Annotated in this window: 19 protein-coding genes and 1 pseudogene; 10 read left to right on the plus strand and 10 right to left on the minus strand. The window is 72.3% G+C overall.

What is annotated here, in order from left to right; genetic code table 11:
- Nucleotides 1–202: 202 nt before the first annotated feature.
- The 4 genes and pseudogenes from ACIG0D_RS28785 to ACIG0D_RS28800 all read right to left on the minus strand — a co-directional run bounded on the left by ACIG0D_RS28785 (nucleotide 203) and on the right by ACIG0D_RS28800 (nucleotide 929).
- A complete protein-coding gene (locus ACIG0D_RS28785; RefSeq protein ID WP_399806790.1) occupies nucleotides 203–298 on the minus strand; it encodes a hypothetical protein in 96 nt (31 codons plus the stop codon).
- An 85-nt stretch (nucleotides 299–383) separates the two neighbouring features.
- Nucleotides 384–548: pseudogene (locus ACIG0D_RS28790) on the minus strand (lasso peptide biosynthesis B2 protein); the annotation flags it as partial.
- Between the two features lie 88 nt (nucleotides 549–636).
- On the minus strand, nucleotides 637–792 hold the full coding sequence (locus tag ACIG0D_RS28795) for a PqqD family protein (protein ID WP_399806438.1): 156 nt from the start codon (nucleotides 790–792) through the stop codon (nucleotides 637–639).
- A 26-nt stretch (nucleotides 793–818) separates the two neighbouring features.
- The gene (locus tag ACIG0D_RS28800; protein ID WP_399806440.1) at nucleotides 819–929 is read right to left on the minus strand and encodes a keywimysin-related RiPP; all 111 of its coding nucleotides are present in this window, start codon (nucleotides 927–929) and stop codon (nucleotides 819–821) included.
- A 543-nt stretch (nucleotides 930–1472) separates the two neighbouring features.
- On the opposite strand from ACIG0D_RS28800, the gene ctaD reads away from it, so the two are divergent.
- Nucleotides 1473–3185 (plus strand): cytochrome c oxidase subunit I, encoded by a 1713-nt coding sequence (gene ctaD, locus ACIG0D_RS28805; protein WP_399806442.1) that lies wholly within the window; start codon nucleotides 1473–1475, stop codon nucleotides 3183–3185.
- Complete coding sequence (locus ACIG0D_RS28810) at nucleotides 3182–3565, plus strand: hypothetical protein (protein WP_399806444.1); 384 nt, start codon at nucleotides 3182–3184, stop codon at nucleotides 3563–3565. The genes ctaD and ACIG0D_RS28810 overlap by 4 nt, the downstream gene beginning before the upstream one ends.
- A 524-nt stretch (nucleotides 3566–4089) precedes the next feature.
- On the opposite strand, the gene ACIG0D_RS28815 is transcribed toward ACIG0D_RS28810, so the two are convergent.
- The 4 genes from ACIG0D_RS28815 to ACIG0D_RS28830 form a co-directional block, all read right to left on the minus strand.
- The gene (locus ACIG0D_RS28815) at nucleotides 4090–4767 is read right to left on the minus strand and encodes a hemerythrin domain-containing protein (protein ID WP_399806446.1); all 678 of its coding nucleotides are present in this window, start codon (nucleotides 4765–4767) and stop codon (nucleotides 4090–4092) included.
- A 75-nt stretch (nucleotides 4768–4842) separates the two neighbouring features.
- Complete coding sequence (locus tag ACIG0D_RS28820) at nucleotides 4843–6063, minus strand: PP2C family protein-serine/threonine phosphatase (protein ID WP_399806449.1); 1221 nt, start codon at nucleotides 6061–6063, stop codon at nucleotides 4843–4845.
- 151 nt (nucleotides 6064–6214) lie between these two features.
- Entirely contained in the window at nucleotides 6215–7912 is a 1698-nt protein-coding gene (locus ACIG0D_RS28825; RefSeq protein WP_399806451.1) for a RecQ family ATP-dependent DNA helicase, read from the minus strand.
- A 235-nt stretch (nucleotides 7913–8147) separates the two neighbouring features.
- Nucleotides 8148–9221 (minus strand): LysR family transcriptional regulator, encoded by a 1074-nt coding sequence (locus ACIG0D_RS28830; protein WP_399806453.1) that lies wholly within the window; start codon nucleotides 9219–9221, stop codon nucleotides 8148–8150.
- A gap of 125 nt (nucleotides 9222–9346) precedes the next feature.
- On the opposite strand from ACIG0D_RS28830, the gene ACIG0D_RS28835 reads away from it, so the two are divergent.
- The 7 genes from ACIG0D_RS28835 (at nucleotide 9347) to ACIG0D_RS28865 (ending at nucleotide 16324) form a co-directional block, all read left to right on the plus strand.
- Nucleotides 9347–10345: a fumarylacetoacetate hydrolase family protein gene (locus ACIG0D_RS28835; protein ID WP_399806455.1), complete on the plus strand. Its 999-nt coding sequence runs from the start codon at nucleotides 9347–9349 to the stop codon at nucleotides 10343–10345.
- Nucleotides 10346–10359: 14 nt separating this feature from the next.
- The gene (locus ACIG0D_RS28840; protein WP_399806792.1) at nucleotides 10360–11316 is read left to right on the plus strand and encodes a cyclase family protein; all 957 of its coding nucleotides are present in this window, start codon (nucleotides 10360–10362) and stop codon (nucleotides 11314–11316) included.
- A gap of 75 nt (nucleotides 11317–11391) precedes the next feature.
- On the plus strand, nucleotides 11392–12522 hold the full coding sequence (locus ACIG0D_RS28845) for an FAD-dependent oxidoreductase (RefSeq protein ID WP_399806457.1): 1131 nt from the start codon (nucleotides 11392–11394) through the stop codon (nucleotides 12520–12522).
- On the plus strand, nucleotides 12519–13520 hold the full coding sequence (locus ACIG0D_RS28850) for an amidohydrolase family protein (protein WP_399806459.1): 1002 nt from the start codon (nucleotides 12519–12521) through the stop codon (nucleotides 13518–13520). The genes ACIG0D_RS28845 and ACIG0D_RS28850 overlap by 4 nt, the downstream gene beginning before the upstream one ends.
- A gap of 4 nt (nucleotides 13521–13524) precedes the next feature.
- Complete coding sequence (locus ACIG0D_RS28855; protein WP_399806461.1) at nucleotides 13525–14457, plus strand: VOC family protein; 933 nt, start codon at nucleotides 13525–13527, stop codon at nucleotides 14455–14457.
- 110 nt (nucleotides 14458–14567) lie between these two features.
- Nucleotides 14568–15575: a fumarylacetoacetate hydrolase family protein gene (locus ACIG0D_RS28860; RefSeq protein WP_399806463.1), complete on the plus strand. Its 1008-nt coding sequence runs from the start codon at nucleotides 14568–14570 to the stop codon at nucleotides 15573–15575.
- Complete coding sequence (locus tag ACIG0D_RS28865; protein ID WP_399806465.1) at nucleotides 15572–16324, plus strand: SDR family NAD(P)-dependent oxidoreductase; 753 nt, start codon at nucleotides 15572–15574, stop codon at nucleotides 16322–16324. Before ACIG0D_RS28860 ends, ACIG0D_RS28865 begins: the two co-directional genes overlap by 4 nt.
- Before the next feature lie 8 nt (nucleotides 16325–16332).
- Here the strand turns inward: ACIG0D_RS28865 and ACIG0D_RS28870 are convergent, their stop codons facing one another.
- Nucleotides 16333–16911: a Type-2Aa cytolytic delta-endotoxin gene (locus ACIG0D_RS28870; RefSeq protein WP_399806467.1), complete on the minus strand. Its 579-nt coding sequence runs from the start codon at nucleotides 16909–16911 to the stop codon at nucleotides 16333–16335.
- Between the two features lie 158 nt (nucleotides 16912–17069).
- On the opposite strand from ACIG0D_RS28870, the gene ACIG0D_RS28875 reads away from it, so the two are divergent.
- Nucleotides 17070–17504, plus strand: a complete 435-nt coding sequence (locus ACIG0D_RS28875) for a VOC family protein (protein WP_399806470.1) — start codon at nucleotides 17070–17072, stop codon at nucleotides 17502–17504.
- Between the two features lie 31 nt (nucleotides 17505–17535).
- On the opposite strand, the gene ACIG0D_RS28880 is transcribed toward ACIG0D_RS28875, so the two are convergent.
- A complete protein-coding gene (locus ACIG0D_RS28880; RefSeq protein ID WP_399806472.1) occupies nucleotides 17536–18423 on the minus strand; it encodes a LysR substrate-binding domain-containing protein in 888 nt (295 codons plus the stop codon).
- Nucleotides 18424–18625: the final 202 nt, after the last annotated feature.

Genomic DNA, 18625 nt, shown 5'->3' on the forward strand with positions numbered 1-18625 from the left:
CGCCCCCGCACCACCAGGCCGCCCACCGCGCAGGCGGCGCTCGGTGTCGGCGCGGTGCTGCTCGGCCGGTGACCGGCCGTCAGGCGGAACAGGGCGGCGACCGAGCCTCGCGTCGTGCGGCCCGCGGGCCGCACGGGCCGTCCCGGCTCGCCGTCGGCCGGACCGGTGCCGGGCGGGGCGTCGTCCGCGACGACCGTGTCGCTCACGTCCGCGCCCGCCGCACGGGGGCCACGGTCACGAGCGGTGCGAAGTAGTCGTCCGGGACGCCCTCCCCCACGGGACGGCCGCCGGCCTCGATCCAGGCGTGGGCGGAGAACGGCGGGACTCTGCGTACTCCCCGTGCGCCAGGTGGGCCAGGCCCCGTACATCCGGCACAGCAGGGCCGCGCCCAGCGAGCGGGGCAGGCAGCCGCGCGGCCCCGCGCAGCGCAGGCTCACCGCGCACATCGCCTCACGGGCCGCCGCGGCCTGCGCGGGAGTTGCGGGGCGCGCGCCGTGGCGGACCCACTCGAGTACGGCGCGGAGGTGACGGGGCGGCAGGAACGACAGGAAGCCGGCGCGGGCAGCAGGACGAGGCGGGCGGCGAGGCGCCGGGCGAGGGGGACTCCGGTGGGCCGGTCGAGGGCGCTGGGGGTGGTCATGAGAGCAGCCCCGCGTCCCGGAGGTCGCGTACCAGTGCCGTGACGTCCTGCTCGGCGCGGTCGCGGTCGATGTCGAACCGCTCGACGAGCGCCGTGACGGCGGCCGTCTCGTCGCCGCGGCCCGTTTCCGCACCCACGTGCATGTCGGACATGGAGTCCCGTTACGTTCCGGTCGCCGTCAGTTCTTGCTGAGGATCACACGGTCGTTGCCGCTGCGCTGGAGCAGTCCGGTCTTCTGACGGAACGACCCGAGCCGGACGAGTGTGGGGGCCTCGTACGCCTTCTTCATGTCATTCACCTCGATGTGAGCGGTGCCGTCGGCCTTCCTCGCGGCCGGCGGCGGTCTCACCAGCTAGCGCGGCGGCACGTGACACGGACAAGACGCACAACGTAAGTCGCATCAGCAGACTCTCATTGGTCCGATCCGGTTGCCGGGTGCCCTGACGGCCGCCTCCGCCGTATGCGAAGGGGGGTGGCGTACGGAGGCGATCGGGCGAGCGACCCTCGCGACCCGCGGCATGGTGCGGTCGCCCCGGACGGAGCGACGACCGCATCCGGCACACGGAGCAGGGGGGCGCCGCCCGCGCATCGCCCGCCGGGAACGCAACAGCTCACAGGACGCGGAGGCGGGTACGCCCATGGCGAGCGGCTTCGCGGCCCCTGACACGCGGCCGCACCACTCCCCCGGACGGGGCGGCCGTCCACTCGGACGGATGGACCGATGGGCCGTACGGCCCAAGCACGGCCCGCGTGCCCACTCCCGGCCACGAAAGACGACTAGCTTCCGCTGAACCGGCTACACGCGTCCGAACTGCTGCCGACCGAGGACCCGATGGCGACACATACCGAACCGGTTGCTCCGGTACCCGCGGCCGAGAAGCGCGGCCTCGGCCAGGTGATCGTGACCTGGCTGACCACGACCGACCACAAGAAGATCGGTCACCTCTACCTGATCACGTCGTTCGTCTTCTTCTTGCTCGGCGGCGTCCTGGCCCTGGCGATCAGGGCCGAACTGGCCCGGCCCGGGCTGCAGATCCTCTCCAACGAGCAGTACAACCAGTCGTTCACCCTGCACGGCACGATCATGCTGCTGCTGTTCGCCACCCCGACGTTCGCCGGGTTCGCCAACGCGATCATGCCGTTGCAGATCGGCTCCCCGGACGTCGCCTTCCCCCGGCTGAACATGTTCTCGTACTGGCTGTTCCTCTTCGGCGGCCTCATCGTGATCAGCAGCCTGATGGTTCCCGAGGGCGCGGCGGACTTCGGCTGGACCGCCTACACTCCGCTCAGCGGCGGGGAACGCACCACGCAGCTCGGCGGCGACCTGTGGATCATGGGGCTGGGACTGTCCGGGTTCGGCACGATCCTCGGCGCGGTCAACTTCATGACGACGATCATCTGCATGCGCGCCCCCGGCATGACCATGTTCCGCATGCCGATCTTCACCTGGAACGTGCTGCTGACCTCGGTGCTGGTGCTGTTCGCCTTCCCCGTCCTGGCCGCGGCCCTGTTCGCGCTGGAGGCGGACCGGAAGTTCGGGGCCCACATCTTCGACCCGGCGAACGGCGGAGCGATTCTCTGGCAGCACCTGTTCTGGTTCTTCGGCCATCCCGAGGTCTACATCCTGGCCCTGCCGTTCTTCGGCGTGATCACGGAGATCATCCCGGTCTTCTCCCGCAAGCCGATCTTCGGCTACGGCGGACTGATCGGCGCCACCATCGCCATCGCCGGACTCTCCGTGACCGTCTGGGCCCACCACATGTTCGCCACCGGCGCGGTGCTGCTGCCGTTCTTCTCCTTCATGAGTTTCCTGATCGCCGTGCCGACGGGCGTGAAGTTCTTCAACTGGATCGGCACGATGTGGAAGGGTTCGGTGTCCTTCGAGCCGCCGATGCTGTGGGCGGCCGGCTTCCTCGTCACCTTCCTCTTCGGCGGCCTGACCGGCGTCCTGCTCGCCTCACCGCCGATGGACTTCCACGTCACCGACTCCTACTTCGTGGTGGCGCACTTCCACTACGTCCTGTTCGGCACCATCGTCTTCGCCATGTTCGGCGGGTTCAGCTTCTGGTGGCCCAAGATGACCGGCACCCTGCTCGACGAACGCCTGGAGAAAATCCACTTCTGGACGCTGTTCGCCGGCTTCCACACCACCTTCCTCGTCCAGCACTGGCTCGGCGCCGAAGGCATGCCCCGCCGCTACGTCGACTACCTGGCCGCCGACGGCTTCACCGCCCTCAACACCGTCTCCTCCATCGGCGCGTTCCTCCTCGGCCTGTCCACCCTGCCGTTCCTCTACAACGTGTGGAAGACCGCCAAGAGCGGCGAGCGCGTCGAGGTCGACGACCCCTGGGGCTACGGGCGTTCCCTGGAGTGGGCCACCTCGTGCCCTCCGCCCCGCCACAACTTCCTGACCCTGCCGCGTATCCGCTCCGAGTCCCCCGCCTTCGACCTGCACCACCCCGACCTCGCGCAACTGGAACAGCGGGCGAACGCCGGGCAGCGCGACGTCGTGGCCGCCGACGAGCACAAGGGCGGACCGCAGTGAGACACGACCGGGATCGCACGGCCTCGACCGACACGGCGTCGACCGACACGGCGTCGACCCACACCGTGGAGGGCTATCTCCTCGCCCGCGCCCACCACGACCAGGCGCATCGGGAAGCCGGACTGCTGTGCTCCCGGATGCCCTGGCTGACCAGCGCGCAGGCGGACGACGTCACGCGGCACTACGTCGAGCAGCGCCTCGAAGCCACCCGGTGCATGCTGCGCGAGACGGTGGACCGGGCCGCCCGGCTGCGCCAGGAGTACGAGGACCGCTACGCCGCTCTCCGCCGCGACCTGCTCACCCGCCACACGGCGGCCGCCTGCGCCGTGCTCGCCTGCGCCGTCGGTGCGGGCACACTGGCGGGACTGATCGTCCGCTAGCCGCTTCGTCCGAACGGCTGCCTCGCTCGCCGGTCACGTCGTCCGCCAGTCACAGCGCCCGTCGGCCACTCCGCCCGCCGATCACTCCGCACCCGGCCACGTCGTCCGCCGGTCACGGCGCCCGCCGGTCACAGCGCCCGCCGGTCACAGCGCCCGCCAGTCACAGCGCCCGCCGGTCACAGCGCCCGCCAGTCACGCCGCCCGTCGGCCACTCCGCCCGCCAGTCACGCCGCCCGCCGATCACTCCGCCCGCCAGTCACGCCGCCCGCCGATCACTCCGCCCGCCAGTCACGCCGCCCGCCAGTCACTCCGCCCGCCGATCACTCCGCCCGCCAGTCACTCCGCCCGCCGATCACTCCGCCCGCCAGTCACTCCGCCCGCCAGTCACTCCGCCCGCCGATCACTCCGCCCGCCAGTCACTCCGCCCGCCGATCACTCCGCCCGCCGGTCACTCCGCGCCCGGCCACGTCGTCCGCCGGCCGCTCGGGGTGCCGGACCGGCGGTCATAGTGGGCGACGGCGCGCTCACCGCCGTCCGCGCAGGATCGCCAGCGCGGCGCCCGCGAAGGCCAGCAGGACGGCCAGACCGGTGGCCACCTTTGCCGGGGTGGCGGCGGAGCCGCGGGCGCTCAGCGCGTCGCGCGTCCGGTCGTGCAGGCTCAGCGGGACGCCCAGGACCGCGTTGCCGGGCGGGCGCCTCGGGACGGCGGGGTGGGGATGGGTGGGCGCGGTCCGCCGTACCGTCTCCCAGGCGGTGCCGAGGCGTCGGAGCCCAGCGGTGCCCATGGCGTCCTGGAGCCGGGGCAGGAGAAGGTCCTCCTCGTCCCGGATGTCCTGCCGGATCAGCGCGAAGGCGCGCTCCACCTTGTCGGCGCGTTCCGGGTCGCCGTGCGGGAGGCGTTCGACGGCGGTGACGAGATCGTTGATCTGCTGGTGCTCCTCCTCGACGCGGGCGGTCAGTTCCTCCCCGCCGGGGACGGAGCGGCGCACCGCCGGCCACAGCACGGTCTCCTCCGCGAAGGCGTGGCTGAAGACCAGTTGGACGATCTCCTTCAGGATCCGTTCGCCGTCCTCGTCGTCGCGCCGGGCGCGGTACCGCTCCATGAGCCGGTCGATCTCGGCGTGATCGCGGCGCTGCCGCGCCAGGACGCTGCGGGGGCCGCCCAGTTGCCGGACGGTCTGGTGCTTGATGGTCTTCGCCATGCTCGCTGCTCCGCTCCTCGTGGTCTTCGTCTCACGTGGCGGTGGCGCGGCGCTCCGCCCCGGCACCGCCGGTGGTCAAGGGGTCAGCTCGTCCTGGTGGCCGGCGCGCCATTCGACGAGGAGCACGGTCGCGTCGTCGGCGAGACGGCCCGCGTGGTGCTCGATCACCGCGTGCATCAGACGGCGCAGCGTCTCGTGCGGGCTCTGGTGGCCAAAGTGGTGGCGCACCACGAAGTCGACGAAGCGGTCCCGGCCGAACTCCCGGCCGTCGGCGTCCCGTGCCTCGACCACACCGTCGGTGTAGAGCAGGAGCCGGTCGCCGGGCTGGAGCTGCCGGCGAGAGACGGCGATGGGCAGGCCGAGCCCCGTGCCCATCGGCCCGGCCGGCGGGCAGGAGAGCTCGACGGTCCAGCGGTTGTCGCGGACGAGGAGCGGCAGATGGTGCCCGCGGTTGATCCAGGTCAGTTCCCCGGTGACCAGGTCGAGGTCGGCGAGGATGCCGGTGACGTAGCGGCTGGTGCCGAAGTGCGTCATCAGCAGGTCCTCGACCGCCCGGCTCGTGTCCGCGAGGGAGGCGTCCTGGCGGCGGGCGTTGCGGCAGGCGGCCACGGCCACGTTGGCGGTGATCCCGGCGGTGGTGTCGTGGCCCATGGCGTCGAAGACGGACACGTGCAGCGTGGTGCCGCTGACGGCGTAGTCGAAGGCGTCACCGCCCACCGAGTAGGCGGGTTCCACCAGTCCGCCGACCGTCACGTCCTGGCCGGCGAAGGCGGACGGCGCCATCAGGTTCCACTGCATCTCCGCGGCCACGTTCATGCGCTCGGTCCGGACGAGCCGGGCGAAGGAGTCGCTGACGGACCGCTTGCTCAGCAGCAGCAGCGCCACCAGGGAGGCCAGATCGCGCAGATCGTCCCGCACGGTGTCGTCGCCTGCGTCGGCGGTGTCCGCCCGCAGCACCCCGAGCCGTACGATCCCGTCGGTCACCGGCACCCACCACCGCTGTCCCCGCCGGCCGGCGGGGGCCGACTCGGTGAGCACGTCGACCCGCTGGAAGGCCCGGCCGGGCAGCGTGCCGTCCACCGTCAGCTGCTCCCCGCCTTCGGCGGCTTCCAGGCCGCGGCCGGTGACCTGCCGCAGTACCGTCTCGCGGATGTCGACGACGAAGACCGCGACGTTCTGGAACCCGGCCCGGGCCGCGTGCCCGGCGATCAGCCCGGGCAGCTGCTCGAACGTCGCCGTGTGCGCGGCCTGCATCAGGTCTCGCAGGATCCGCCCGGTGTCCGCGGTGGCTTCCATCGTCGCCGGTCCTTGGTTCGCAGGGGCCTCTCCCTGGGGGCGCCCGGTGCGCTGCCCAGTCGCCGTCGGGCGCGCTTCCGCGTACCCACACAGCGGGAGGTGACGCCTGGCGGCGGTTCGCCCAGGTGGGGCGGGTGGGACAGGGGACGCGTCAGGGCCCCGGGCCGTCCGCGCCGGGCCGGCGCACCACCGTGAGCAGGCCGTCGCGGGAGGCCAGCGCCTCCAGGGAGAGGGTGTGATAGCCGGCCTCGTCGAACAGTACGGTGATGCGGTCCCCGTCCTCGCTCAGCACCGTGCCGTCGCCCCACCGCTCGTGCCGCACTTCGGTCCCGACGGGATAGCGGGCCGCGGCGGGGTGGGCGGGGCGCTCCTCGGGTTCGGGCTCGGCACCCTGTTCGTCGCAGCGGTCGCAGTTGCCGCACGGCGCGTCGTACTCCTCACCGAAGTAGCCGAGCAGGAAATGCCGCCGGCAGCCGGTCGTCTCGGCGAAGGCCCGGGCCATCTCGACCCGTGACCGGTCGGTCCGGCGGTGCGCCTGCGCGGCCCGCGTGGCCCGCTCCGTCGCGCGGCCGGGCGTCATGCCGGGGGCCGGCCGGATCTCCCCGTCCTCCCCCGTGGCGACGGCGCCGGCCTCCTCCAGCAGGTTGACGGCGGCGGTGACCCGGTTCCTGGACAGTCCGGTCTCCTCGCGCAGCTCGTCGAGGCCGGCGGGGTCGTCGCCGTCGTCGTGGACGGCGTCGGCCACGTCGGACAGGGTCTCGCGGCTCGGAGTGCGGCCCGCGAACCAGGTCTGCATCCCCGTGTCCTGCGGTCGGTAGTGCAGTACGGCGAGAGCCGGGCGGCCGTCCCTGCCGCAGCGGCCGATCTCCTGGTAGTAGGCGTCGAGGGACCCCGGCAGCGACGCGTGGAGGACGAACCGTACGTCCTCCTTGTCGATGCCCATGCCGAACGCCGAGGTCGCCACCACGACGTCGGCGGCACCGGACAGGAAGGCGTCGTGGACGCGGGACCGCTCGGCGGCGCGCATCCCGGCGTGGTACGCCTCGGCGGTCAGTCCCAGGGCGGCCAGTTCGGCGGCGTAGTGCTCGGTGTCCTTGCGGGTCCCCGCGTAGACGATGCCCGGTTTCGGCTCGGCGGCAGCCCGTTCGACGACGGCGCGGCGCCGGTCGTCCTCGTCCTGGAAGCGCTGGACCTCCAGCCTGATGTTGGGCCGGTCGAAGCCGGTCACCATCACCCGTGGCCGCCGCATGCCCAGGCGCTCGGTGATCTCCCTGCGCACCGGTGGCGCGGCGGTCGCGGTCAGGGCGAGCACCGGCGGTCTCCCCACCCGGCGCACCGCGTGTGCGAGGCGCAGGTAGTCGGGGCGGAAGTCGTGGCCCCACGAGGAGACGCACTGCGCCTCGTCCACCACGAACAGCGCGGGCCGGGCCTCCGCCACCCGCTCCACCACCTCGTCCTTGGCCAGCTGCTCTGGGGACAGATAGAGGAAACGGGCGTCACCGCGGCGTACCGCCTCCCAGGCGGCCTCGGTCCTCGCCGCCCCGATGTCGGAGTTGACCGCGACGGCCCCGGCGGCGCGGTCGTCGTCCGGCAGGCCGGCGATCTGGTCGCGCTGGAGGGCCAGCAGGGGGGACACCACCACGACCGGGCCGGTCAGCATCAGGGCGGGCACCTGGTAGACGGCGGACTTGCCGGATCCGGTCGGCATGACGACGAGGGTGTCCTCGCCGTCCACCACCCATCGCATGGCCGTGAGCTGGTCGGGCAGGAGGGTGTCCCAGCCGAACACCTCCGCGGCGATCTCCCGCAGGCGCTCGGCGTGGGCGTCTTCCTTCCGCGACCGTCCCATGACGCGCTCCCTCGCTGCTCGTGCGGACGCGTCCGGCGGTTCGCGTCCCCGGCGCGGGGGCGAGTACCCGCAGGTCGGGGGGACGATGCGATGGCTCGGCCCGTGCCTGGCCGGGTCGACGGAGGGCGGCCGTGAAATCGACGGTCGGGTGGGTTCGCGTGGTGAGGGGGTGGGGAGGCGTCCGGCGATCCGCGTGCGGCACGGGAGAGGAACGACTCCCGGTGGGGTGTCCTCGTCATGTGCCCTCCCTTTCGCCATCATCCCCGTGTGCGCCTTCGCCGTCGTCCGCGTGTGCGCCTCCGCCGTCGTCCGCGTGTGCGCCTTCGCCGTCATCCCCGTGTGCGGGTCCGTCGCCGTCTTCGGGTGCGGGTCCGTCGCCGTCCTCGGGTGTGCCGGATTCCCCGGGGCGGCGCAGTCCGGCCCCGACCCGCGCGGCCGTCTCGCGCAGCCAGATGTGCGCCGCGTCATGGGTGTGCACCGGATGCCACCACAGCGCCTCGCGCAGCGGCACCGCCTCGTACGGCGGCTCCAGCAGGCGGACGGGGGCGAGCGGTTCGACGAGCCGGGCGAGGCGTTCCTGGATCAGCGCGATCCGCCGGGTCCCGGCGACGAGCAGCGGCAGCAGCTGGAAGCTGTCGACGGAGACCTCGACGCGCGGTTCGACCCCGAGCATGCCGAGCTGCCGTACGGCGGGGGCGTCGTAGGTGCGCTGGTAGGTGACCCACGGCAGGCGGGCGAGGTCCCGCCGGGTGAGGCGGTCGCCGACGTCGGGGTGGTCGTCGGCGACGAGGAAGACCCAGCGGTCGTCGTAGAGGTCGGTGGCGGGGAAGTCGCTGATGACGCCGTGCGGCATGAGCAGGCCGTCGGTGGCGCTGAGCAGGGTGGCGGTGTCGTCGACCACGGTGGACGGGGTCTGGGTGAAGCGCAGCCGGATGCCGGGGGCCTCCGCGTGCACGACGCGGGCCAGTTCGGCGCCGAAGACGGCCACGGCGTAGTCGGAGGCGACCAGTTTGAACTCGCGGCTCTCCCGGCGCGGGTCGAAGTCGGCCTGGCTGGAGAAGAGGCGTTCCAGCACGTCGTAGGCGGTGGAGGTGCGGTCCAGGAGGACCTGGCCGAGGGCGGTCAGCTCGTAGTGGCCGCCGACGCGGGCGAGCAGTTCGTCGTCGAAGTGGCGGCGCAGCCGGGCCAGGGCGGCGCTCATCGCGGGCTGGCTGAGTCCGACGCGCTGCCCGGCGCGGGTGACGTTGCGTTCCTCCAGCAGGGCGCGCAGGGCGACGACGAGGTTGAGGTCGAGGCGGGCCAGGTTCACGGGCTTTCCCTTGCGGTGGGCGACGAACGGGGCGAATAAACGTGGTGGATGTCGATCATCCACACAATCTATTTCCCTGATCGCGGGCGGCGGGTCCAGATTAGTCCCACCGCAATCAGGAGGACATGTCCGTGAAACCCGAACCCGCGTCCGCGCTCTTCGCCGGACCGTTCGCCCTCGCGACGCTCTCGGCCCCGGACGGGCCCGCCTTCCCCGCCCTGGTCACCCCCGACGCCCGGGTGCTCGATCTGCGCGTCGCCCTCGCCGACGAGCGGCTGACCACCCGCAGTCTCCTCGAGGACTGGGAAGCCGCCCTGCCGCGGCTGCGGACGCTGGCCGGCGAGAGCGGCCCGGACCACGCGCCGCTGGCCGGCTTCCGCGTGCACGCGCCGGTCGAGCCGCGCCAGGTGTTCCAGTCGGGGGCGAACTACCGGCAGCACGTGATCGATCTGCACGTCGCGCACCGCGCCCCCGGTGACGACCGGCCCGAGGCCGAACGGCGCGCCGAGGCGGCGGAGATCATGGACCGCCGGGCCGCGGAGGACCTGCCGTACGTCTTCATCGGTCTGCCGAGCGCGATCACCGGGCCGTACGACGACGTCGTGCTCCCCGCGTGGGCGCAGCAGCCGGACTGGGAGCTGGAGTTGGCTGTCGTGATCGGCCGGCCCGCGCACCGGGTCGGTGTCGAGGAGGCCCTGGACCACGTAGCCGGCTACACGATCGCCAACGACCTCACCGACCGCGCGACCGTCTTCCGCCGGGACATGCCGCAGATCGGCACCGACTGGCTGCGCAGCAAGAACGCGCCCGGCTTCACTCCGCTCGGCCCGTGGATCGTGCCCACCGAGTCGGTCGGCGCCCCGGGCGACCTGCGCGTGACGCTGAAGCTCAACGGCGACACCATGCAGGACGAGTCCACCAAGGACATGATCTTCAACGTGGCGCGGATCGTGTCGTACGCCTCCGAGACCGCGCGGCTCCTCCCCGGCGACCTGGTGCTCACCGGCAGCCCGGCCGGCAACGGTATGCACTGGGGCCGCCTGCTGCGCGACGGAGACGTGATGGAGGGCTCCATCACCGGACTGGGCACGCAGCGCACCCGCTGTGTGGCGGAGGCCTCGTGAACCGCCACGACCCCGTGAACCGCCGGGACCCCGAGGGCGCGATCGCCGAGGCAGCCAAGGCGTACTCCAACTGGGGCCGCTGGGGCGAGGACGACGTGCTCGGGACGCTGAACTTCCTCACCGAGGCCAAGCGCAGGGAGGGCGCCGCCCTGGTGCGGCGGGGAGCGAGCTTCTCCCTGTCCCAGCGGTTCGACATGAACGGCCCGCAGCGCGGCTGGCGGCGGCGCACCAACCCGGTGCACACCATGCTGGACACCGGCACCGACGCCGCCCTCGGCCATCAGGGGTTCCCGCACGGCATCGGCGGCGCGGACGACGTGATCGCGATGCCGCTGCAGTGCTCCACCCAGTGGGACGGGCTCGGGCACATCTTCGACCACGGCAAGGCCTGGAACGGCCGCCCGGCCGAGAAGGTCGTCACCTCCGACGGCGATCTCGTCACCGGCATCGAGCACATGGCGCCGTATGTCGCGGGGCGCGGGGTGCTGCTGGACGTCGGCCGGGTGGTCGGCGAGGACGGGGAGCTGCCCGACGGCTTCCCGATCACCGAGGAGCACCTGACGGCGACCGCCGAGGCGCACGGGGTGCGGGTGGGACGGGGTGACCTCGTCCTCGTCCGCACCGGGCAGCTCGCCCGCGTCCGCCGCGACGGCTGGGGCGAGTACGCGGGCGGCCCGGCGCCCGGTCTGTCGTTCACCACGGCCGGCTGGCTGCACCGCACCGAGATCGCCGCGCTCGCCACCGACACCTGGGGCTTCGAGGTGCGGCCCAACGAGTTCGAGAACGCCTTCCAGCCCCTGCACCAGGTCGTCATCCCCAACATGGGCCTGCTCGTCGGCGAGATGTGGGACCTGGAGGCACTGGCCGAGGACTGCGCGGCCGACGGCGTGTACGAGTTCTGGCTCACCGCCGCTCCCCTGCCGATCACCGGAGCGGTCGGCTCCCCGGTCAACCCGATCGCCGTCAAGTAGCCCGTCCAGCAGGCAAGTCGCCCCTCCAGCAGGCGACCTGCCTGCTCCAGCGAGCGTGGAACGAAGGAGTTCCCCATGAGCACACCCCGCACGGTCCTCGTCGTCGGCGGCGGCGCCGCCGGCAACGCCGTGACGATCCTGCTGCGCCGGGCCGGAATCGCCGTCGACCTGATCGAGGCCAAGGACGACTGGAACGCCACGGCGGGCTCCGGCATCACCCTCCAGGGCAACGCCCTGCGCGTCCTGCGGGAACTCGGCGTCTGGGAGCGGGTGAAGGAGTCCGGCTTCGGCTTCGGCTCGGTCGGCATCACCGCCCCCGACGGCACCGTCCTGCACGTCGCCCGCGACATCCGCACCGGCGGCGACGACCTGCCCGCCACCGTCGGCATGCAGCGCCCCCACCTCCAGCAGATCCTCATCGACGCCGTCCGCGCCGCCGGCGCGCGGGTGCGCCTGGGCACCCGGGCCACGGACTTCGAACAGCACGCCGACGGTGTGACCGTACGGTTCACCGACGGCACCGAGGCCCGCTACGACCTGGTGATCGCCGCCGACGGTCTCGGCTCGGCGACGCGCGCCGCGATCGGCATCACCGACAAGCCGGAGCCGACCGGCATGGCCATCTGGCGCGTCGCCGCCCCGCGCCCGGCGGGCGTGGTCCGCACCGACCTCGCCTACGGCGGCCCGGCCTACATCGCCGGGTACTGCCCCACCAGCGACACCACCCTCTACGCGTACGTCGTGGAGGCCAACCGCGACCGGGCGTCGATCCCCGAGGAGTCGTACGCGGACGAGATGCGCCGGCCGGCCTCCGCGTACGGCGGGTTCTGGCCGGAGATCACCGCACACATCACCGACCCCGCGAAGGTCAACTACACCTGGTTCGACCGGCTGCTGGTGGAGGGCTCCTGGCACCGGGGCCGCATCGTCCTGATCGGCGACGCCGCGCACTGCTGCCCGCCCACGCTCGCGCAGGGCGCGGCGCTCTCCCTGGAGGACGCGTGGGTGCTCGCCCGGCTGCTGACCTCGACGCGGACGTGGGACGACGCTCTTCTCCAGGCGTACTACGAGCGGCGCGTCGCCCGCGTCCGCCCGGTCGTGGAGGCGTCCGTCCGGATCGGGCAGTGGCAGCTCGACGGCGTCCGTGACGCGGACGTCCCCGGCCTGATGGGCCGCACCATGACGATGCTGCGGGAGCTGCCGTGAGCACGGCCCCCACCGTGGACGTCCACGCCCATGTGCTGCTGCCCGAGGTCGAGGCGCTGGTGGCCGGTCTGGCGGGGCTGGCGGAGGCGAAGGCCCTGGACGCCCGGCGCAACGGTCCGGCGGCCCTCGCGGTCAGCGGCCCGATGGTGCGGGAGCGCATCCCGAAGCTGACCGACGTCTCCGCGCGTCTGGCCGCCATGGACGCCCGGGGCGTGGACGTGCAGCTGGTCAGCCCCTCCCCCTCGCACTACCACTACTGGGCGGACGAGGAGACGGCGGAGAAGGTCTGCCGGCTCGCCAACGAGGCGACGGCGGCTCACTGCTCGGCCGCCCCGGAGCGGCTGCGCGGCCTCGGGCTCGTACCGCTCCAGCACCCCGGGCACCTGGTCCGCCTGCTCGACCACGCCCTGGACCAGGGCCTGATGGGCGTCGAGATCTCCAGCCACGCCCCGGGGCGGGAACTCTCCGACCCGGCGTACGAACCCTTCTGGAGCCGGGCGGAGGAGACGGGCGCGCTCGTGTTCCTGCACCCGTTCGGCTGCACCCTCGACGAGCGGCTGGACCGGTGGTACCTGTCCAACACCGTCGGACAGCCCACGGAGAACGCCGTCGCGCTCTCCCATCTGATCTTCTCCGGCGTCCTGGACCGGCACCCGGGGCTCACGCTGATCGCCGCCCACGGCGGCGGCTATCTGCCCACCCACATCGGCCGTGCCGACCACGCCTGGGCCACCCGCCCCGACGCGGGCGCCGGCTGCGCCCACCTGCCCAGCGGCTATCTGAGGCGCCTGTACTTCGACTCCCTCGTCCACGATCCGCACGTGCTGCGCGAGCTGGTCCGGGTCGCGGGTGCCGACCGCGTGCTGCTCGGCTCCGACTTCCCCTTCGACATGGGCAGCGAGGACCCCGTCGCCGCGCTGCGCGCCGCCCGTCTGCCCGACGCCGACTTCCACGCCGTACGAGGCGGCAACGCCGCCGCCCTCCTCTTCAAGGAGTGACACCATGCGTCTGCTCACCCATCTGCGCCACGTCGACCTCGCCGTGCCCGACTACGCCAAGCAGCTCGACTTCTACGCCGGCGTCTGGGGCCTGACCAAGGTCGCCGAGGACTCCGGCATCGCCTTCCTCGCTGCCGAGGGCTCCCCGGAGCAGTACGTCGTACGCCTGCGCAAGGCCGACGAGAAGCGCCTCGACCTCGTCTCCTACGGCGCCGCGAGCCCGGCCGACGTCGACACGCTCGCCGAGCGACTCCTCGCCGGGGGCGTGCGGTTGATCTCCCAGCCCGGCAAGGTCGACACCCCCGGCGGCGGCTACGGCTTCCGCTTCTTCGACGTGGACGGCCGCACCATCGAGGTCTCCGCCGACGTCGAGGTACGGCGGCACCGCAAGATCCAGGAGAAGGAGGCCATCCCGGTCAAGCTGTCGCACGTCGTCCTCAACTCCCCCGATCTGAACCGCGCCCGGGAGTGGTACGAGCGCCACCTCGGCTTCCGCCTCTCCGACACGCTCAGCTCGCCGCACATGGGCGAGGTCATGCACTTCATGCGGATCTCCAACCAGCACCACTCCATGGCGCTGGCCAAGGGCCCGCACACCTCCCTGCACCACATCTCCTTCGAGATGCGCGGCCTCGACGAGTACATGCGCGGCTCCGGCCGGGTCATGCGCGCCGGCTACCGCAAGATCTGGGGCCCCGGGCGGCACATGGCGGGCGACAACACGTTCACCTACTTCCTCGACCCGCACGGCAACACCGTCGAGTACACGACGGAGCTGGAGCTGCTGGACGAGGACACCTGGCACCCGCACGTCTACGACTTCTCCCAGCCCGAGGTCACCGACCAGTGGGGCACGGCCAACCCCATGAACGAACTCGTCGCGAAGGAGTCGTTCAACGACCCCGACCGCGGTGTCTTCGTCGCCCCGCCGGTCTGATCCCGCGGCGGCGACCTCCCCTCCTCCCCGACTCCGGAGGCGCGGCCTTCCTGTCATGCCCTGACTGCGCCGCGCCTCCGGCCCAGCCCTCCCCTGCCAGGAGCCCTTCCGTGCGCTTCGCCACCTACGCCCACCGGGGCGACGTCCACGTCGCCGTGCTCGACGAGGACGACGGCCTCCACCCGGTCACCGGCGCCCGCCCGGTCACCGGCGCCCGCTCGCTCACCCGCGTCGGCTCGCTGAGCGAGATCATCGCCGCGGGGGCCGGTCTCCCCGCGCTCCTCGACCTCGGCGCCGCCGCCCTCGACGCGCCCGCCGGCCCGCACGTGTCGGAAGTGCGCCTGCTGCCGCCGCTCCAGCCCGCCTCGATACGCGACTTCGTCACCTTCGAGGAACACGTCGAGGGCGTACGGCGCTCGGTGAGCGGCGCCGTCGGCGTGCCCGAGCAGTGGTACGCCGCGCCGACCTTCTACTTCACCAACCCGCACGCCGTGTACGGCCCGGGCGACGACATCCCGATGCCGCCCGGCTCCACGGTCCTCGACTTCGAACTGGAGGTGGCCGCCGTCATCGGCCGCGAGGGCCGCGACCTCACCCCGGAGCAGGCCCGCGACCACATCCTCGGCTACACCGTCTTCAACGACTGGTCCGCGCGCGACCTTCAGTCGGCGGAGATGACGGTCGGCCTCGGCCCGTGCAAGGGCAAGGACACCGCCACCACCCTCGGCCCGTACCTGGTGACCGCCGACGAACTGGCGCCGTACCGGGACCCGGACGGCTTCCTGCGCCTGGCGCTGACCGCCGAGGTCAACGGCGAGGTCGTCGGCCGCGACCTGCTGTCCAACATGAGCTGGACCTTCGAGGAGATGGTGGCCTACGCCTCCCGTGGCACCCGGGTGGTGCCCGGTGACGTCCTGGGCTCGGGCACCTGCGGCAACGGCGGCTGCCTCGCCGAGCTGTGGGGCCGGCGCGGCGGGCGGGACCCGCGCCCGCTGAAGCCGGGCGACACGGTCACCCTCACCGTGGAAGGCGTCGGCCGCGTGACCAACACGGTCGTGCCGGGCCCGGACCCGGTGGCGATCCCCGCCGGTCGCCGCCGTTCCCGGGAGCGGCCGTGAGCGAACCGCATCCCGGGCGTCTGCTCGGCAAGGTCGTGGTGGTCACCGGCGCGGCCCGCGGCCAGGGCGCCGCCGAGGCCGACCTGCTCACCCGGGAGGGGGCCCGGGTCATCGCCACCGACGTGAGCGAGGCACCCGGCTGCCGCCGGCTCGACGTCACCAGCGAGGAGCAGTGGGCGGCGCTCGCCGCCGAACTGAGGGAGTCGTTCGGGCGGGTGCACGGCCTGGTCAACAACGCGGGCATCACCTGGCGCGCGCGGATCGGGGACGTACGTCCCGAGGACATGGCACGCGTCCACGCCGTCAACGTCACCGGCCCGCTCCTCGGCATCCAGCACCTCGCCCCGCTCATGCCGCCCGGCTCGTCCATCGTCAACGTCGGCTCCTCCGCGGCCCTCACCGCGCACTACCCGGTCGCCTACACGACCAGCAAGTGGGCGCTGCGCGGCCTGTCGAGGACCGCCGCCCTGGAACTCGGCCCGCGCGGCATCCGCGTCAACACGATCCACCCCGGTCACATCGAGACGGAGATGACCGCCTCCGCCGCGCCGGCCTTCCGCGAGGCCGGCATCCGCGAAACACCGCTGGGCCGCACCGGCACGGTCGCGGAGGTGGCCCCTCTGGTCGTCTTCCTGCTGTCAGACGCCTCCTCGTTCATCACCGGCGCGGAGATCCCCGTCGACGGGGGCCTCACCGCGCACGGGGGCGCGAAGTCGGTGTCGGACGCGCTGCGTGGGGCGGCTTCGTGAAGCGACTTTCACATGGACGGGGCTGTCTTCTGGCGTACGACGATCGCGTTGAGCCGGACGGCGAACGGCGCGGTGTCGGTGAGACCCAGGGCCCCGACCTGGGACTTGCCGCGTCCGATGGTGACGTCGGCGCAGAAGGCGACGGCGTACAGAAAGGCGCCGGCAACCTCGTCCTGGAGGGCGAAGAACAGGTCGCGGTAATAGCTCGTGCGGTCCGGTTCCTCTTCGTAGTAGACCAGTCCCGGTTCACCCTCCTGCTCCGCGAGACCGGTGAAGGCGTCCATGAGGTCGCGCTCGACGGTGTCCCAGAACGCGGCCTGGGCCGCCTCGGGCGGGAGCGCCTGGCGGACCGCCTCCTTGAGGGAGAGCGCCATCACCAGGATCGGCGCCTCCTCCTGGAGCCCCCAGCCCCGGACCATCCTGACGATCTCGCTGTCGGGAAGCAGGGCGGCGGCATCACGGATGTGCCCGAAGTCGTAGTTGACGGTGGCGGGCGCGATCGCCTCCTGGAAGGCACGGTCCAGCGCCTCCGCTTGGGCGCGATGGGCCTCTTCCACCTCGATGAGTGTCCTGAAACGGGCTGCCAACTCCCCCTCCTTCAACATTTTGTTGCAGTGGCGAGGCGACAGTATGCACGCAGCGACGCGTCGGCGCGACCCCCGGGACACGGCCGGGTGGCTCCCCTCCCCAACTCGCGGACTGCCGTGGGGTGATGAACGACGGAGGCCCCTGCTATGGTGCGCCGATGTCCACGATCAAGCAGTTCCAGGTCACCTTCGACTGCGCGGAACCGGAGCGTCTCGCCCGCTTCTGGTGCGAGGTGCTGGGGTACGTCGTACCGCCGGCCCCGAAGGGGTTCGCCACTTGGGCCGACTACGACCGCTCGCTGCCGCCCGAGCAGCAGGGCGGGGGGTTCGCCTGCGTCGCCCCGACGGGCGTGGGCCCGCGGCTGTACTTCCAGCGCGTCCCCGAAGGCAAGGTCGTCAAGAACCGGCTCCATCTCGACGTACGGGTCGGCACCGGGCTCAGGGGCGAGGAGCGCGTCGCCGCCCTGGAGGCCGAGTGCGCACGGCTGATGGCGCTCGGCGCGAAGCGGGTACGGTTGCTGCTCGCCGATGACCACAACGAGTCGTGCCTCGTGATGCAGGACATCGAGGGCAACGAGTTCTGTCTCGACTGAGCGTCCTCCCGGGACGGGGAGCCGTCTGCTTTCAGGTGGAGGATCGGGCGTCCGCGGCGGCTTCGGCGAAGGCGCGGATGAGGGGCGTCTCGGCCGCGGACTTCCACACCAGTGCCCAGCGGGAGGGTGGGGCGTCGCGGATCGGCAGGTAGCGGATGTCCGGCCATGGGTAGTAGTCGGCGGCCTCGGCCTGGGTCAGTGCGACGGCGTGGCCGTCCGCGATGGTGGTGAGCACTTCCTGGAAGGTGTTCACGCGGCCCGCCCGGCGGATGGGCCGCCCGCTCGACGTGTGGAATGGGATGAGTCCGGCTTCCATGTACTCCGGGATCGGTCCGGCCGGTCCGAGCACGGCGTGGTCGCCGAGGTCTTCCAGGGTCACGGCATCCTGCGCGGCGAGCGGGTGGGCGGGGGCCGCCATCACCATGATGGGACTGGCGCGCAGCACCGGACCGACCGTCAGGTCCGGTTCCCGGACGGGCAGCCAGAGCACACCGACGTCCACTTCGCCGGACCGCAGCGGGGTGAGCGGATCCGGTGGGTGGATCTCCCGGAAACGCAACTCCACGTCGGGGTACCGGCTGCGGAAGAGATCGAGGACGTCACCGATGGCGCGGGCCATCGCGCCCATCGTGCCGAGGGCCAGCGATCCGGATATCCCGCGCGCGGCGGCCGTGACCGCGTCGATGCCGGCGACGATCTGCTCGTAGCCCTCGGACAGCCGGCGCTGAAGTTGCTCGCCGAGGGGCGTCAACCTGACCGTGCGGGTGGTGCGGTGGAACAGCGGCGCGCCGATCCGCCGTTCCTGCTTCTTGATCGACTGGCTCACCCGGGCCGGCGTGAGCCGCAGCCGCTCCGCGGTCCGGCCGAAATGCAGTTCCTCGGCCAGCGTCAGGAAGATCTGGATGTCGCGAAGGTCCACCACCGCTCCTCGGATTGTCGCCAAACGCTTAACAGTACGTTGCCGAGGTCGTCGTTGATGCCGGTGACCGCCCTGGCGGAAGCTGAAGGCCGTCATCAAGAGCCCGCGAACACAGCGTGGTTCGGTCGGTCATGCCGCAGCGGAGACGAACGGTTCCTGCTGCCGTGTGAGGAAGAGGAACCTGCATGGAAACTCCAGTCAG

It is taken from the genome of Streptomyces sp. NPDC052773 (genome assembly GCF_044547145.1).
Lineage (GTDB): Bacteria > Actinomycetota > Actinomycetes > Streptomycetales > Streptomycetaceae > Streptomyces.

Coding starts and splice junctions, on each gene's coding strand:
- ACIG0D_RS28795 (WP_399806438.1), bottom strand. CDS start 792: ATGTCCGACATGCACGTGGGTGCGGAAACGGGCCGCGGCGACGAGACG.
- ACIG0D_RS28800 (WP_399806440.1), bottom strand. CDS start 929: ATGAAGAAGGCGTACGAGGCCCCCACACTCGTCCGGCTCGGGTCGTTC.
- ctaD (WP_399806442.1), top strand. CDS start 1,473: ATGGCGACACATACCGAACCGGTTGCTCCGGTACCCGCGGCCGAGAAG.
- ACIG0D_RS28815 (WP_399806446.1), bottom strand. CDS start 4,767: ATGGCGAAGACCATCAAGCACCAGACCGTCCGGCAACTGGGCGGCCCC.
- ACIG0D_RS28820 (WP_399806449.1), bottom strand. CDS start 6,063: ATGGAAGCCACCGCGGACACCGGGCGGATCCTGCGAGACCTGATGCAG.
- ACIG0D_RS28825 (WP_399806451.1), bottom strand. CDS start 7,912: ATGGGACGGTCGCGGAAGGAAGACGCCCACGCCGAGCGCCTGCGGGAG.
- ACIG0D_RS28835 (WP_399806455.1), top strand. CDS start 9,347: ATGTCCGTGAAACCCGAACCCGCGTCCGCGCTCTTCGCCGGACCGTTC.
- ACIG0D_RS28845 (WP_399806457.1), top strand. CDS start 11,392: ATGAGCACACCCCGCACGGTCCTCGTCGTCGGCGGCGGCGCCGCCGGC.
- ACIG0D_RS28855 (WP_399806461.1), top strand. CDS start 13,525: ATGCGTCTGCTCACCCATCTGCGCCACGTCGACCTCGCCGTGCCCGAC.
- ACIG0D_RS28875 (WP_399806470.1), top strand. CDS start 17,070: ATGTCCACGATCAAGCAGTTCCAGGTCACCTTCGACTGCGCGGAACCG.